The sequence below is a fragment of the Flavobacterium sp. FlaQc-30 genome (assembly GCF_044005885.1).
Taxonomy (GTDB): Bacteria; Bacteroidota; Bacteroidia; order Flavobacteriales; family Flavobacteriaceae; genus Flavobacterium.
Genome location: NZ_JBIPCO010000001.1, coordinates 940,916 through 955,206, shown reverse-complemented (window position 1 = coordinate 955,206; position 14,291 = coordinate 940,916). Strand labels below are relative to the sequence as shown.

At 33.2% G+C, this 14,291-nt stretch carries 13 protein-coding genes; 11 read left to right on the top strand and 2 right to left on the bottom strand.

Annotated elements, in window-relative coordinates; all coding sequences use genetic code 11:
* Window positions 1-60: 60 nt before the first annotated feature.
* From ACHRV0_RS04200 to ACHRV0_RS04160, 9 genes are all read left to right on the top strand, one after another.
* On the top strand, window positions 61-1,065 hold the full coding sequence (locus tag ACHRV0_RS04200) for a MoxR family ATPase (protein ID WP_017497457.1): 1,005 nt from the start codon (window positions 61-63) through the stop codon (window positions 1,063-1,065).
* Window positions 1,066-1,204: 139 nt separating this feature from the next.
* Window positions 1,205-2,068, top strand: a complete 864-nt coding sequence (locus ACHRV0_RS04195; protein WP_089053298.1) for a DUF58 domain-containing protein — start codon at window positions 1,205-1,207, stop codon at window positions 2,066-2,068.
* 152 nt (window positions 2,069-2,220) lie between these two features.
* On the top strand, window positions 2,221-3,855 hold the full coding sequence (locus tag ACHRV0_RS04190) for a hypothetical protein (RefSeq protein WP_395440004.1): 1,635 nt from the start codon (window positions 2,221-2,223) through the stop codon (window positions 3,853-3,855).
* Complete coding sequence (locus ACHRV0_RS04185; protein WP_089053301.1) at window positions 3,855-4,859, top strand: VWA domain-containing protein; 1,005 nt, start codon at window positions 3,855-3,857, stop codon at window positions 4,857-4,859. The genes ACHRV0_RS04190 and ACHRV0_RS04185 overlap by 1 nt, the downstream gene beginning before the upstream one ends.
* A gap of 53 nt (window positions 4,860-4,912) precedes the next feature.
* The gene (locus ACHRV0_RS04180; protein ID WP_395440003.1) at window positions 4,913-5,947 is read left to right on the top strand and encodes a VWA domain-containing protein; all 1,035 of its coding nucleotides are present in this window, start codon (window positions 4,913-4,915) and stop codon (window positions 5,945-5,947) included.
* 42 nt (window positions 5,948-5,989) lie between these two features.
* A complete protein-coding gene (locus ACHRV0_RS04175) occupies window positions 5,990-6,763 on the top strand; it encodes a tetratricopeptide repeat protein (protein ID WP_395440002.1) in 774 nt (257 codons plus the stop codon).
* A 100-nt stretch (window positions 6,764-6,863) separates the two neighbouring features.
* Window positions 6,864-8,609: a BatD family protein gene (locus ACHRV0_RS04170; protein WP_395440001.1), complete on the top strand. Its 1,746-nt coding sequence runs from the start codon at window positions 6,864-6,866 to the stop codon at window positions 8,607-8,609.
* 56 nt (window positions 8,610-8,665) lie between these two features.
* Window positions 8,666-9,412 carry a tetratricopeptide repeat protein gene (locus ACHRV0_RS04165; protein WP_395440000.1) on the top strand — a complete coding sequence of 249 codons (747 nt, stop codon included), beginning with the start codon at window positions 8,666-8,668 and terminating at the stop codon, window positions 9,410-9,412.
* A 47-nt stretch (window positions 9,413-9,459) separates the two neighbouring features.
* A complete protein-coding gene (locus tag ACHRV0_RS04160; RefSeq protein ID WP_395439999.1) occupies window positions 9,460-10,083 on the top strand; it encodes a hypothetical protein in 624 nt (207 codons plus the stop codon).
* 138 nt (window positions 10,084-10,221) lie between these two features.
* On the opposite strand, the gene ACHRV0_RS04155 is transcribed toward ACHRV0_RS04160, so the two are convergent.
* Window positions 10,222-10,791, bottom strand: a complete 570-nt coding sequence (locus ACHRV0_RS04155; protein ID WP_395439998.1) for a 5-formyltetrahydrofolate cyclo-ligase — start codon at window positions 10,789-10,791, stop codon at window positions 10,222-10,224.
* Window positions 10,778-11,758, bottom strand: coding sequence for a succinylglutamate desuccinylase/aspartoacylase family protein (locus tag ACHRV0_RS04150; RefSeq protein ID WP_395439997.1), 981 nt, complete (start codon window positions 11,756-11,758; stop codon window positions 10,778-10,780). The genes ACHRV0_RS04155 and ACHRV0_RS04150 overlap by 14 nt, the downstream gene beginning before the upstream one ends.
* 106 nt (window positions 11,759-11,864) lie before the next feature.
* Here ACHRV0_RS04150 and ACHRV0_RS04145 point away from each other — a divergent pair, with 106 nt between their 5' ends.
* Together ACHRV0_RS04145 and uvrC are read left to right on the top strand one after the other, a co-directional pair.
* Entirely contained in the window at window positions 11,865-12,392 is a 528-nt protein-coding gene (locus ACHRV0_RS04145; protein ID WP_395439996.1) for a hypothetical protein, read from the top strand.
* A 107-nt stretch (window positions 12,393-12,499) separates the two neighbouring features.
* The gene (uvrC, locus tag ACHRV0_RS04140) at window positions 12,500-14,290 is read left to right on the top strand and encodes an excinuclease ABC subunit UvrC (RefSeq protein ID WP_395439995.1); all 1,791 of its coding nucleotides are present in this window, start codon (window positions 12,500-12,502) and stop codon (window positions 14,288-14,290) included.
* Window position 14,291 lies beyond the last annotated feature (1 nt).

Below are 14,291 nucleotides of genomic sequence, written 5' to 3'. Positions count from 1 at the left end.
AATAGTCAATTTGCACTCTCAAAATTCAGGCATAAAAATCAAGGTTTTAAAAATATTTATATGGAAGAAAATACAACGACTTTAGACATTAGAGCGATAAATGAAAAAATTGAGAGAGAAAGCGCTTTTATAGACCTTCTTACAATGGAAATGAACAAAGTTATTGTGGGTCAGAAACATATGGTCGAGCGTTTGCTGATTGGTCTTTTAGGTCAAGGACATATTTTGCTTGAAGGAGTACCTGGATTAGCAAAGACATTGGCAATAAATACTTTGTCTCAAGCAGTTCAAGGATCTTTCAGCCGTATCCAGTTTACCCCTGACTTATTGCCTGCCGATGTTATCGGAACGATGATTTACAACATTAAAGCAAACGAATTTTCTATTAAAAAAGGGCCAATCTTTGCTAATTTCGTACTTGCCGATGAGATTAACCGTGCTCCTGCAAAAGTACAATCTGCTCTTTTAGAAGCAATGCAGGAAAAGCAAGTTACTATTGGTGACACCACTTTCAAACTAGACCGTCCGTTTTTAGTATTAGCAACTCAAAACCCTGTTGAACAAGAAGGAACTTATCAGCTTCCTGAAGCACAGGTTGACCGTTTTATGCTTAAAACAGTAATTGATTATCCAAAAATCGACGAAGAGCGTTTTGTAATTCGTCAAAACTTAAAAGGATCTTACGAAAAAGTAAATCCTGTAGTTTCTGTAGAACAAATTTTACGTGCGCAAGAAGCAGTTCGTGAAGTTTATATGGATGAAAAAATCGAAAAATACATCTTAGATATCATCTTTGCTACTCGTTATCCAGAGAAATACAAACTTGCCGATTTAAAACCTCTTATCAGTTTTGGAGCGTCTCCGCGTGGAAGTATCAATTTAGCTAATGCAGCAAAATGTTACGCTTTCATCAAACGTCGTGGATATGTAATTCCAGAAGATGTTCGTGCAGTTGTACATGATGTTTTACGTCATAGAGTTGGAATAACTTATGAAGCTGAAGCTGAAAACATTACTTCTGTAGACATTATCAACAAAATCGTAAACGAGATTGAAGTACCTTAAAAAAAGTGCTCAGTGTTCAGGTTTTTAGTATTCAGTTACAACTGATACTTTAATCCTTGAACACTAAAATAAAGAAAGACCTTTTAGAATTTGAACTTAACTGAACACTTTCTAACTGATCACTGAACACTAATAAAAAATGGATACAAAAGAGCTTTTAAAAAAAGTACGGAAAATAGAAATCAAAACTAAAAGACTGAGTAATCATATCTTTTCGGGAGAGTACCATTCTTCATTTAAAGGGCGCGGAATGACTTTTAGCGAGGTGCGCCAATACCAATATGGCGATGATATTCGTAATATAGATTGGAATGTTACCGCACGCTATAATGAAGCCCACGTAAAAGTTTTTGAAGAAGAACGCGAATTAACCATGGTTTTAATGGTTGATATTTCGGGCTCTGAAGGTTTTGGATCTAAAAGTCAGTTTAAAAAAGACATCGTCACCGAAATTGCGGCAACGATGGCTTTTTCGGCTACACAAAATAATGACAAAATTGGTTTAATCCTTTTTTCTGATAATGTAGAATTGTATATTCCGCCAAAAAAAGGACGCTCACACGTATTGAGAATCATTCGTGAATTGATCGAGTTTGAACCAAAAAGTCAAAAAACTGATATTGCTCAAGCTTTAAAATTTTTATCGGGAACTCAGAAAAAGAAAGCAATTGTTTTTATGATTTCTGATTTCATGTCTGAAAATTATGAGCAGACTTTAAAAATTGCTTCTAAAAAACACGACATTACAGGAGTTAGAGTATATGACCTGCGTGAAGAAAAAATTCCAAATTTAGGAATGGTCACAATGCTAGATGCCGAAACTGGTAAAATTCAATTGGTAGATACCGGTTCAAAAACCGTGCGAATGAATTACGAGAAACATTACCTTGAAAGAGTTAATTATTTTAAAGAAATCTTTAGCAAATCTGGTGCTGGTGTTGTAAACACAAGAGTTGACGAAAATTATGTAACCAAATTATTAGGTTATTTTAAATCAAGATAATTTAGATTATTAGACTTCTTAGATTGTTAGAATATTAGATTTCAAACAAGATTGAAGAATAAAAACATCAACAAAAATCCGCTTAAATCTGCGTCATCTGTGTACCATTTTTAAGCTTTCGTTTTAGACTAAAATCTGAAATCAAAAATCAAATGAAATTAAAGTTTTACATATTTTTATTTTTACTTACTTCGACTATTTTCGCTCAGCAAAAACAAGTTGAAACAAGTATTGATACTACAAAAAATAAAATTGGAGCCGAATTTAAGCTGACTCTTAAAACAACTGTAAATTCGAATTCGAAAGTAGTTTTCCCTAAGCTAAAAAAAATTGGTGCTCTAGAAGTAATTCAATCGTACCCAATTGATACTGTTAAGAAAAATGACACTTACGAGTTAATCAAAAAATATGGCTTAACACAATTTGATTCAGGAAAGTATGTAATTCCTAGTGTTCAGATTCTAATCGACAAAAAACCTTATTTATCAGATTCTATTAAAGTAGAAGTTGCCAATGTAAAAGTGGATACGCTGCAGCAAAAAATGTATGACATCAAAGACATTTCGACTGTTGACAACGGCATTGGAGATTGGTGGAAATATGTTTTAGCATTGATTATCATTTTAGGAATTGGTGCTTTTGTATACTGGTATGTTAAAAAACATCAGAAAAAGAAAATCGAAGAAGAAGTTTATAAAACTCCAATTGAAAAAGCGACTAGTTTATTAAACAATCTAGAACAAAAAGAACTGGTTCAAAAAGGAGAAATTAAAGAATATTATAGTGAACTAACTGATATTGCTCGTAATTACATTGAAGAAGCCATTCATATTCCTGCAATGGAAAGCACAACTTCTGAATTAATTCAGGCAATTAGAACTGCTTCAACTAAAAAGAAAATGGCTTTAACGCCTGAAACAGTTGAAAATCTGGAACGTGTATTGCGTCAGGCTGATTTAGTAAAATTTGCAAAATCTAAACCGCTGGATTTTGAAATTACTGATGACAGAAATAAAATTCAAAAAGTAATTCTAACACTGGACAATGCTATTCCAACAGAAGTTCCAGCTGAAGAAGAAGATCAATTATTGAATGAAGCTCAAAAGCAAAAACAAATTCAGCTTCAATTAAAAAAACAAAGAAACAAACGTATTGCAATTGCAGCTGGTTCAGTTGTTTTTTTACTATTCGCAACAACAACTTTCTTTATTGCTACAAAAGGTTTTGCATACGTAAAAGACAATATTATTGGGCATCCGTCTAAAGAATTATTAGAAGGAGAATGGGTAAAAAGTGAATACGGAAATCCGGGCGTTATTATTGAAACTCCAAAGGTTTTAAAACGTATGGATGCTTTAAAAGCACTTCCGAAAGAAACAATGGCTTTGATAAAGGAAATGCAGCTTTTTGCGTATGGCAGTATGATTGATAATTTTTATGTTGCTGTTTCTACCACACAATTTAAAACGCCAACTGAAATCGATTTATCAAAAGCTTTAGAAGGAAGTCTAAAAGTAATCGAACTGCAAGGAGGTCAAAACATAATCGTTAAGCAAGAAGATTTCCAAACCAATCAAGGAATTCAAGGCGTAAAAGGTTACGGAACAATGAGTATTTTAAATCCGACGACTAAAACTAGTACAAAAGCATATTACGAAATCTTGTTGTTTAAACAAGATCAAGGATTACAGCAGATAGTTATTTTACACGAGGAGGGCGATACGTATGCTAACGACATCACAACCCGAATTTTAAATTCTGTTGAACTTAAAAAGGCAAGTAACTAATGAACAATAAGATCACTTTTTTAAATCCAGAATTTTTTTGGTTATTTCTATTAATTCCAATCGCTATTGCTTGGTTTTTTTGGAAAAGAAATCAGCAGTCGGCTACATTAAAAATGAGCTCGACAGCAGGTTTTAAAAACAGCGAATCGTTATTAACAAAATTAAAACCTTTTCTATACGTTTTTAGAATCATTGCTTTATGTTCTTTAATTATTGCTCTCGCAAGACCAAGAACGGTAGATATCAGCAATCAAACAAAAACGACAAAAGGAATTGATATTGTAATGGCAATTGACGTATCTGGAAGTATGCTTGCAAAAGATTTAAAGCCAAATCGTATGGAAGCTTTAAAAAGAGTTGCTGCAGATTTTGTTGAAGAAAGACCAAACGACAGAATTGGTTTAGTATTATATGCTTCTGAAGCGTATACTAAAACACCTGTTACAAGCGACAAACCAATTATTCTTGAAGCAATAAAAGGAATTCGATATGATACGGTTCTGCAAGACGGAACTGGAATTGGAATGGGTTTAGCAACTGCCGTAAATCGTCTTAAAGATAGTAAAGCAAAAAGCAGAGTTGTTATTTTAATGACTGATGGTGTTAATAATGCTGGTTTTATTGAACCAGAAACTGCTGCTGATATTGCCAAACAATATGGCATAAAAGTATACACGATTGGTATTGGAACAAACGGAATGGCAGAATCTCCTTATGCTTACGCACCAAACGGAGGTTTTTTATTCAAAATGCAAAAGGTTGAAATCGACGAAAGATTAATGAAAAATATCGCTCGAAAAACAGATGGAACTTATTTTAGAGCAACAAGCAACGACAAGTTAGCCGAAATATACAATGCAATTAACAAACTAGAAACAACGGAAATCCAAGAATTAAAATTCTATGATTACGACGAAAAATATAGAGGTTTTGTTTTACTAGCTGCCTTTTTACTATTGTTAGAAGTTGGTTTAAGAAACACGGTTTATAGAAGCTTTATTTAAAGAAATTCGAATAAAAATCTCGATAATACAGGGATTGGAATTTTAAAAATTATATGGAATTAGACGAAAAAAAATATTTATATCTCTTATTACTACTCCCAATTGTGGCGTGTATATTTCTTTTCAATATGTATTGGAAAAGAAAAAAACAACTCGAGTTTGGTGATTTAGAAATGGTAAAAAAATTAAGCCCGGAGCGATCTGTTTTTAAACCTATATTAAAAATATCGATCTTGCTTTTGGCATTAGCGTTTTTAATTATCGGTTTGGTAAATCCAAAAATAGGAACCAAAATGGAAACCGTAAAACGCGAAGGTATTGATATTGTTTTTGCTGTTGACGTTTCTAAAAGTATGCTTGCAGAAGACGTTGCGCCTAATCGTTTAGACAAAAGTAAACAACTCGTTTCGCAGATTATTAATTCTCTAGGAAACGACAGAATTGGTATTGTTGCTTATGCCGGAAGTGCCTTTCCAGTTTTACCAATCACATCTGATTACAGTGTTGCAAAAATGTTCTTGCAAAGTATGAGTCCTGACATGGTTTCATCACAAGGAACATCTCTTGACGAAGCAATTCGATTATCAGCTAAATATTTTGATGAAAAGAGCAAAACCAGTAAGCTTTTGATTTTAATTTCTGATGGTGAAGATCATTCAGAAGGAGCTTCACTTGCTGCTGAAGAAGCCAACAAAATAGGAATGAAAATTATTACTGTTGGTGTTGGAACAGAAAAAGGAGGAACAATTCCGTTAAAAGAAAACGGCGTAGTTCGCAGCTATCAAAAAGATCAAAACGGAGAAACTGTTATTACTAAACTTAATCAAGAAGGCTTAAAAACTATTGCAAAAGCAACAAAAGGAGGCTATGTTTACGGCGGTAATACAAAAGAGGTTTTAGAATATATCAAAAATGCTTTAAATAACATTCAAAAAACAGAGTTTGAATCTACGCAAATGGCGGATTTTCAATCACAGTTTCAATGGTTCATCGGATTTGCTTTCTTGCTGTTGTTCGTAGACATTTTCCTTTTAGAAAGAAAAACCAATTGGATTAAAGAGTTGAATTTATTTAACGAGAAAAAATAAAGATTCCGCTTAAAACTCGGAACAAAAAATAAAAACATTAGAATGAAAAATTTACTTCTTTATATTTTACTAACGTTTTCTTTGGCAGTTTCTGCACAGGAAAAAGATAAGACATTGCCTAGTGCCAATGAGGAATATAAGCAGAATAAATTTGTTGATGCCGAAGCTAATTACAGAATCTCTGCCTCAAAATTTCCTAAGCGCGCAGTAGCTCCTTATAATCTTGGAAACTCGATTTACAAACAAAATCAAGTTTCTGAAGCTAAATATGCTTTTGCAAATGCTATAAAAAATGCCAAAACAAGACCAGAAAAACATAAAGCTTTTCATAATCTTGGAAACGTTTTCATGAAAGAGAAAAATTATACGCAGGCAGTTGAAGCTTACAAAGAAGCTTTACGCAACGATCCTACAGATGATGAAACGCGTTATAATTATGCATTGGCGAAGCAAAAATTAAAAGAAAATCCGCCTAAAAACGACAAGAACAAAGACAAGGATAAGGATAAAAAGAACGACAAGAAAGACGATCAAAAGAAAGACGGCGATAATAAAGATAAAAAGGACGGTAAAGACGATCAGAAAAAAGACGACAAAGGAGATAAAGACAAGGATAAAAAAGATGGTAAAAACGATCCGAAGAAAGACGACAAGTCCGACAATAACGGAGAGCCAAAACCAATGCCGGGCGGAATCTCAAAAGAACGCGTTCAAAACTTATTAGATGCTGTAAACAATGAAGAGAAGAAAATTCAAGATAAAGTTAACGCACAAAAGGTAAAATCTAATCCTAAAAAACCAGAGAAAGACTGGTAGAATTTTTAGTTCAATCGTTTAATCGTCGAATCGTTTAATAATAAAACGAGCAAACGAATAAACGATTTAACAGTTAAACCAACAACGATTAAAAAATTAAATGAAAAGATATTTAATTCTATTACTATTCACTTTTCAAGGGCTTTTGGCTCAAGTTCAATTTGAAGCCAGAGTAAGCAAAAATACACTTGGACTAAACGAAAGACTTCGCGTTGATTTCATCATGAATGTTGACGGAGATAATTTCGACCAGCCTTCTTTTGACGGTTTTAAACTTGTTGCGGGACCTAGTCAGCAAATAAGCCAATCGTGGGTAAATGGACGAAGTTCTTTTCAAAAAATATACTCTTACATTTTACAGCCGGCTCAAAAAGGATCTGTTATAATCAAGCAGGCTGCGATCGAATACAATGGGCAGATTTACAAAACTAATCCCATAAAAGTTACTGTAACCAATGCAGTTGCACAAGAAAGAGATCCTAACGACAGACCTCAAGGTTCTGGAAATGAATTATTGCAATTAGTAGCAGAAGTTTCTAAAACAAATCCGTACTTAAATGAACCTATTACAGTGGTTTACAAATTGTACTTTAACGGAATTGGTGTTACTGGTTTTAAAGAAGTTGCAAAACCTAAATACAATGATTTCTGGAATCAGAATATAGAAGTTAAACAATTAGCAATTGAAGAAGGTAATTTTCAAGGACAAAGATGCTATTTTGTTGTTTTAAAGAAAACCATTTTATATCCTCAAAAATCTGGAAAATTAACGATCGAACCTTTCTCTCTAGATATTGGCGTGCAATTACCAACAAATCGTCGTGACATGTTTGGTCAGATGATTATAACCGAAGATAATAAAATTGTCTCTGCGGGAGCAAGAACTATAAATGTAAAACCACTTCCAGAAACTGGTAAACCTGAAAGTTTTACTGGAGCAGTAGGTAAATTTAATTTTACAGTTACTCCAACAAAAACAACTTTGAAAAGTGACGAAAGTCTTGATTTAATGGTAAGCGCAACCGGAAACGGAAATATGAAATTGTTTACTTTACCTAAACCAGTTGTACCAAATGCGTTAGAAATGTACGACCCGGTTCATGATGAAAAAGTTACAACATCATTATCTGGCATGTCTGGAAAAATATCCGACAAATACACCATAGTTCCTCAATACAAAGGAAAATATGCTATTAAACCGATGACATTCTCTTATTTTGATCTTAGTTCTGGTTCGTATAGAACAATAACGACAAAAGAGATTATGATTGATGTTTTAGACGGTCCAACATTAGCCGAAGCAAATCCATCAACGGCTTCTAAAAATGTTATTGCAGAAAAAGAGCAGTTTAAATACAACAAAACAAAAACCATATTAGTACCAATTGCTAAAAATGATTTTTACGGTTCAAACTTGTATTATACTTTGTTATTCCTTCCTTTTGCCATTATACCAATTATTATTCTTGCTAAGAAAAGAAAAGAAGCAATAGATGGCGACGTGACAGGTAACAGAATTAGAATGAACAATAAGCTTGCTAAAAAATACTTATCGCAAGCCAAAAAACAGCTTAACAACAAAGAAGCTTTCTATATCGCATTAGAAAAAGCAATGCATAATTTCTTAAAGGCGAAACTGCATATTGAAACCTCAGAAATGAGCAAAGCCAATATTCAAGAATTGCTGTTATCTAGAAATGCAAATCCAGAAGCTGTTCAAGATTTCATTAACTTGACCGAAAACTGTGAATTTGCTCGTTATGCGCCAGCATCAAGCGCTTCTATTCAGCAAGATTATGATAAAGCAGTTTTAATTATTTCGGCACTAGAAAAGCAGATTGTTTAAATATAACATCAAACTCGAAAGGTTTTAAAACCAATTCAGGTTCAAAGAAAATAAAAATGAAAAATATAGTATATCTATTTTTATTAATCACGCAGGTCTTTTTTGCTCAAAGCGCCTTTGATAAAGGAAACGCTTTGTATCAAAAAGGACAGTATCAGCAAGCAGCTGACGTTTTCGAAAACATCGTTAAAGAAGACAAACAAGAATCGGCAGAGGTTTATTATAATCTTGCAAACTGTTATTACAAGCTAAATAAAGTAGCGCCTTCTATCTATAATTACGAAAAGGCATTAGTTTTAAATCCTCATCACCCGGAAGCTTTAAACAACTTAAAATTCGCTAAAAAAAGAACAATTGATGAAATTAAAGAAGTGCCAAAAGTAGGTTTCGCAAAACTAATTCAAAACTTTACTGGAATTTTTGATTATGACACTTGGGCTAAAATCTCTGTTGCCATTTCATTTGTGTTTCTATTATGTTTTATTGGATACTACTTTTCGCAGCTTACAATTAGCAAAAGAATTTATTTTATCGGAATGTTTATTTTTTTAGTTGCATTACTTCTAAGTGTTTCAGCAGGAATGTCTGAGAAGAATCATTTTGACAACGATCGTCCTGCAATTGTTTTTGCAGAATTAAGCGAAGTTCGAAGCGAACCTCAAAAAGCAGGTTCTCCAGTAATTTTACTGCATGAAGGAGCAAAAGTTTATGTAATCGAGACTGTTGGAAAATGGAAAAAAATCGAATTAACTGACGGTCAAGAAGGCTGGATTGATGCTTCGACTATCAAGGAAGTGAAGTAGACTCTCAACAGAATGCAAATTATAATCTCATTTTAAATTACATTCGAATGCTCAAAAAACTTGTTTTAACGCTATTACTTACTTTCTCTCTTAACCTCTTTGCCCAAGAAGAAAAAGAAGAAATATTTGATATAGATAGTCGTCAAAAAGAAGTGTTTTTAAACGCTGAGACAGCTTTAAAAGATCAAGAACTCAACCGAGCGTATGCCTTTTTTTCTTTAGCCCAAAATTTCGGTTCTAATAAAGAGATAAAGGATCTTTCTTTAAAAAAATCAGATTCGTTAAAAGTTATTTTACGAACAAATTTAACCAAAGAAATTACTGGTAATTGGAAACTGATAACTGCCGAATCATGGGCCATGAGAGAACCTTCAGACAGCGTAGTTGCAAAAATGATTACTATAAATCCTGATCAAATACTGTTTTATGAACTATATCCCAAAACTAAAAAGTGGAGTTTGATTAAAACCGAAAAACTAGTTTTTACAGACAAACCAAACATGTCTTCTGATCCTCTATACATATCTTATTCAAACAAAGATGTTTGGTCTTATTACATAGATAAAACTTCTGGAGGATTGATTGCGTATTTCATCGGGCAAGAGCATAATACTGGTATTTCAGAAATAATTTGCGGCAATACAAAAATAGAATACTTTAAATTGCAATAACTTTTACTAAAATAAAAAATCCCAAATTCCAAGATGAAGAATTGGAGTTTTATTCCACCTTATAAGTGATATAAGTAAACATTAGCTTATTCAAACATATAGTCTTAAATTTTCTTATATCACTTATATGGTTTACAATCAAAAAGTATAAACTTTCTCAGGCGTAACGCAGTAATCCAATCTCACATCAGATTCAAAAACATCATCAATTTGATCTGCTGCTTCAAAAAACGAAAGTCCTATTTTAATGGTTTCGGGTTTACAAGCCGCAAGGAATTTATCATAGAAGCCTTTCCCGTAGCCAATTCTGTTTCCAAAATGATCAAAAGCTAAAAGCGGTACAAAAACCACATCAATAGTTTGAGTTGGAACCTCAAGTCCATTTACAGGCTCAGGAATATTATATTCGTTTTTTTTGATTTTGGTATTATCCGTCAATAAAAAATGAGTCATTCCACGGGTTTCAAAATCGCTTTTAGAAATCACGATTTCCTTGTCTTTTCCAGAAAGCAAATGCAGAATAAATTCAGTATCGACTTCTTTATGCTCTACAATTGGAAGAAAAACATGATAATATGTTTTATCCCAAATAGGCAATTGGATCAAATTATTGGCAATAGCCAGACTTTTTTCTTCAATATCATCTGCCGAAAGTTCTTTTCGAAGATTTTTATAATGTATGCGTAATTCCTTTTTATTCGTCGGCATTTTCAGGTAAAGTTTTAGACATATGATAAATAGCATCACCTTCATATACAATTGGCGAATGATTGGCGTTTATAACAAATCCTTCGTGAGGAGCTTTTACCTTTTGTTCAAATTTACCAAACGGATCTGTAATTATCGCCAAAATAGTTCCCTTAGTCACAAACTTTCCAATCAGGTTATAATCATGAAGCAAACCAGAGCATTTGGCTCTAAGCCAAACTGAATTTTTAATATAAATGGATGGCTCTTCGGCTTTTTCAACGATGTGTTTAGGATCAAGCATTTTTAGGTAATGCAAAAGACGTTTCACTCCCATTACACCTTCGTTTGCAATAGCATCATTTATATCCAGCGATTTTCCGCCTTCAAAAAGCAGCATTTTAATATTGGCTTTTTCGCAGGTATTTCTAAAAGAACCGTTGATATTTTTAGAATATAAAGTAAAAGGCGCATTAAAAACATCTGCCAGAATTTTCAACTCGGGATTATTCTCTGTAACTCTAATTTGCGGCGCATTAAAACGACTTGCTCCGCCTGCATGAAAATCGACAGCATAATCAATAATAGGCAAAATTTCGGCCACAATATGATACGCAAATCGGCTGGCAAGCGATCCTTTTTTACTTCCGGGAAAAACTCTGTTTAAATCCCTACCGTCAGGAAACTCACGAGATTTATTTACAAAACCATACATATTGATAATCGGAATACAAATAATGGTACCTCTTGCTGGACGATTAATTTTTTTACTGATAATCTGGCGAACAACTTCAACTCCATTTATTTCATCGCCATGAATTCCTGCCGAGAATAAAACAACAGGCCCTTCATGTTTTGAACGACGAACAATAACTGGAATATTAAGTTTTGTAGTAGTATGTAATCGAGCAATCTCAACATTTATGGTTCTGCTTTCTCCGGGTAGAATTGCTTCACCAAAAATCACCAAAGGCTTACTATTTTTCATATTTAATAATAAAAGCTAAATATAGAAATTATATTTTAAATTTATATCTTTGATTTTTAACACTTAAATTCTTAACATACAATCTATTCAAAACCTAAAAAAAGAAATGAAAAAAGTATTAGTTTTATTTAGTGCATTAGCCATGTTGGTTTCCTGCCAAAGTAAAGAAGAGAAAATGAAAGAAGCAGAAGCGGATGGAAACGAAGCTGTTGCTGTTAAATCAAAATTAATAGAAGGTGCAGGAAAAGCACTTCAAGAAGAAGGAAAAGAAGCCGCTAAAAGTGCATCAAAAGGAATTGGCGATGTAATAAAAGGCATCAATTCAGGAATGAGCGAAAGCATCAATACCTCAAAAGTAATTTCTGATCCTGCTTTTAAAACCAATTTTGAAGAATGTAAAGCAGAGAAAATTTACGGTGCTGACAGTGACAAACAAAAGAAAGTAACGATTTATCTGATTGCTAAAAAAGACTTTAAAGGCGATGTTTTACTAAAAGCTTTTGATGCTGATAAAAAAGAAATCGGCAGAAGCAAATTAGAAGTTTCTATAAAAAAAGATGATGCAAAATATGTAGATTTCTCATTTGATGAAAGAACACATTTACTGCAAACAGAATACTTTACAATTAAGTAATAGTACCACCCTAAAAAAGCGTCCGTTTCTTAAATAAAACGGGCGTTTTTTCTTTAAGAAAACTAAAAGAATTATTTAATTTAAGCGCAAAAGTTTAAATTTGTTCTATGCAGACTCCTCTCGAACTTCAAATTCTAACTTTACCAGATAATCCGGGCGTTTATCAATATTATGATAAAGACGGAAAGATTTTATATGTTGGCAAAGCCAAAAACTTAAAAAAAAGAGTTTCATCTTATTTCAATAAAATTCACGATACAGCCAAAACAAATGTTTTAGTAAAAAAAATCGTTACCATAAAACACATTGTGGTTCCTACTGAAACGGATGCTCTTTTATTAGAAAATAATCTAATAAAAACATTACAGCCAAGATATAATGTTTTGCTTCGTGATGATAAAAGTTATCCTTGGATTTGTATAAAAAAAGAACCTTTTTCGAGAATATTTTCGACCAGAAGAATGGTCAAAGACGGCTCAGAATATTTTGGTCCTTATACCAGTTTCAAAACAGTACACACTATTCTTGATCTTATCAAAGAATTATATCCGCTCCGAACCTGCAATTACGACTTAAGTAAATCTAATATTGATTCCGGTAAATTTAAAGTCTGCCTTGAATATCATATTGGCAATTGCAAAGGACCTTGCGAAGGTTTAGAATCATTAGAAGAATATCAAAAACAAGTCGATGCAATTCGTGAAATTCTTAAAGGAAATTTCAAAGAAAGTATCAAAGGCTTTAAACGATTAATGATTGAATATGCCCAAGAATTACGTTTTGAAGAAGCACAGAAAATAAAAGAGAAAATAGAAGTTCTAGAAAACTATCAATCAAAATCGACAATTGTAAATCCAAAGATTACCAACATCGATGTATTTTCGATTGTGTCTGATGAAAGTGCCGCTTTTGTGAACTTTCTGCAAATTTCGCACGGATCGATTATTCGTTCGCACACTTTAGAAATGAAAAAGAAGCTTGACGAAAGCGACGAAGAGCTTTTAGAACTTGCTATTGTTGAACTTCGCGAACGTTTTCAGCTTTTATCAAAAGAAGTAATTGTTCCGTTTGAAATAGATTTAGGCGAAAACATCAAAACAACAGTTCCGCAGCTTGGCGATAAAAAACAGATTTTAGATCTATCAATTCGAAATGCCAAATTTTACCGAATTGAACAATTAAAACAATTACAAATTGTAGATCCTGATCGACATACAAATCGAATCATGGCGCAAATGCAGAAAGATTTACGACTTCCCTCAGAGCCGCGCCATATCGAATGTTTTGATAACTCGAATATTCAGGGAACAAATCCTGTTGCTGCCTGTGTAGTTTTTAAAGATGGGAAACCAAGTAAAAAAGATTATCGCCACTTTAATGTAAAAACGGTCGAAGGTCCGGACGATTTTGCCTCAATGACCGAAATTGTATATCGTCGTTACAAAAGAGTATTAGAGGAAAATGAGCCAATGCCGCAATTAATTATTATTGACGGTGGAAAAGGTCAGTTATCTGCCGCTTTAAAAAGCATTGACGAATTGGGTTTACGCGGAAAAGTTGCTATTATCGGGATTGCAAAACGTTTAGAAGAACTATTTTATCCCGGAGATTCAATTCCGTTATATCTCGATAAAAAATCAGAAACACTCAAAGTGATTCAGCAATTACGAAACGAAGCGCACCGATTCGGAATCACTTTTCACAGAGATAAACGCAGCAAAGCAGCTCTTAATTCCTCAGTCGAAAGTATTCCAGGTATTGGCGAAAAAACCATGCTTACGTTAATACAACATTTTAAAAGTGTTAAAAGATTGAAATTAGCATCAGAAAAAGAAATATCTGCCGTTGTAGGGGTTTCTAAAGCCAAAAAAATTGTCGACTTTTACAAAACGAACTAGT

What these genes read in the sequence shown, in the direction of transcription:
- ACHRV0_RS04155 (WP_395439998.1), bottom strand. Translation starts at nt 10,791, where the DNA reads ATGCCGACGAATAAAAAGGAATTACGCATACATTATAAAAATCTTCGA.
- ACHRV0_RS04175 (WP_395440002.1), top strand. Translation starts at nt 5,990, where the DNA reads ATGAAAAATTTACTTCTTTATATTTTACTAACGTTTTCTTTGGCAGTT.
- ACHRV0_RS04200 (WP_017497457.1), top strand. Translation starts at nt 61, where the DNA reads ATGGAAGAAAATACAACGACTTTAGACATTAGAGCGATAAATGAAAAA.
- ACHRV0_RS04150 (WP_395439997.1), bottom strand. Translation starts at nt 11,758, where the DNA reads ATGAAAAATAGTAAGCCTTTGGTGATTTTTGGTGAAGCAATTCTACCC.
- ACHRV0_RS04185 (WP_089053301.1), top strand. Translation starts at nt 3,855, where the DNA reads ATGAACAATAAGATCACTTTTTTAAATCCAGAATTTTTTTGGTTATTT.
- ACHRV0_RS04170 (WP_395440001.1), top strand. Translation starts at nt 6,864, where the DNA reads ATGAAAAGATATTTAATTCTATTACTATTCACTTTTCAAGGGCTTTTG.
- ACHRV0_RS04160 (WP_395439999.1), top strand. Translation starts at nt 9,460, where the DNA reads ATGCTCAAAAAACTTGTTTTAACGCTATTACTTACTTTCTCTCTTAAC.
- ACHRV0_RS04145 (WP_395439996.1), top strand. Translation starts at nt 11,865, where the DNA reads ATGAAAAAAGTATTAGTTTTATTTAGTGCATTAGCCATGTTGGTTTCC.
- ACHRV0_RS04180 (WP_395440003.1), top strand. Translation starts at nt 4,913, where the DNA reads ATGGAATTAGACGAAAAAAAATATTTATATCTCTTATTACTACTCCCA.
- ACHRV0_RS04190 (WP_395440004.1), top strand. Translation starts at nt 2,221, where the DNA reads ATGAAATTAAAGTTTTACATATTTTTATTTTTACTTACTTCGACTATT.
- uvrC (WP_395439995.1), top strand. Translation starts at nt 12,500, where the DNA reads ATGCAGACTCCTCTCGAACTTCAAATTCTAACTTTACCAGATAATCCG.
- ACHRV0_RS04195 (WP_089053298.1), top strand. Translation starts at nt 1,205, where the DNA reads ATGGATACAAAAGAGCTTTTAAAAAAAGTACGGAAAATAGAAATCAAA.
- ACHRV0_RS04165 (WP_395440000.1), top strand. Translation starts at nt 8,666, where the DNA reads ATGAAAAATATAGTATATCTATTTTTATTAATCACGCAGGTCTTTTTT.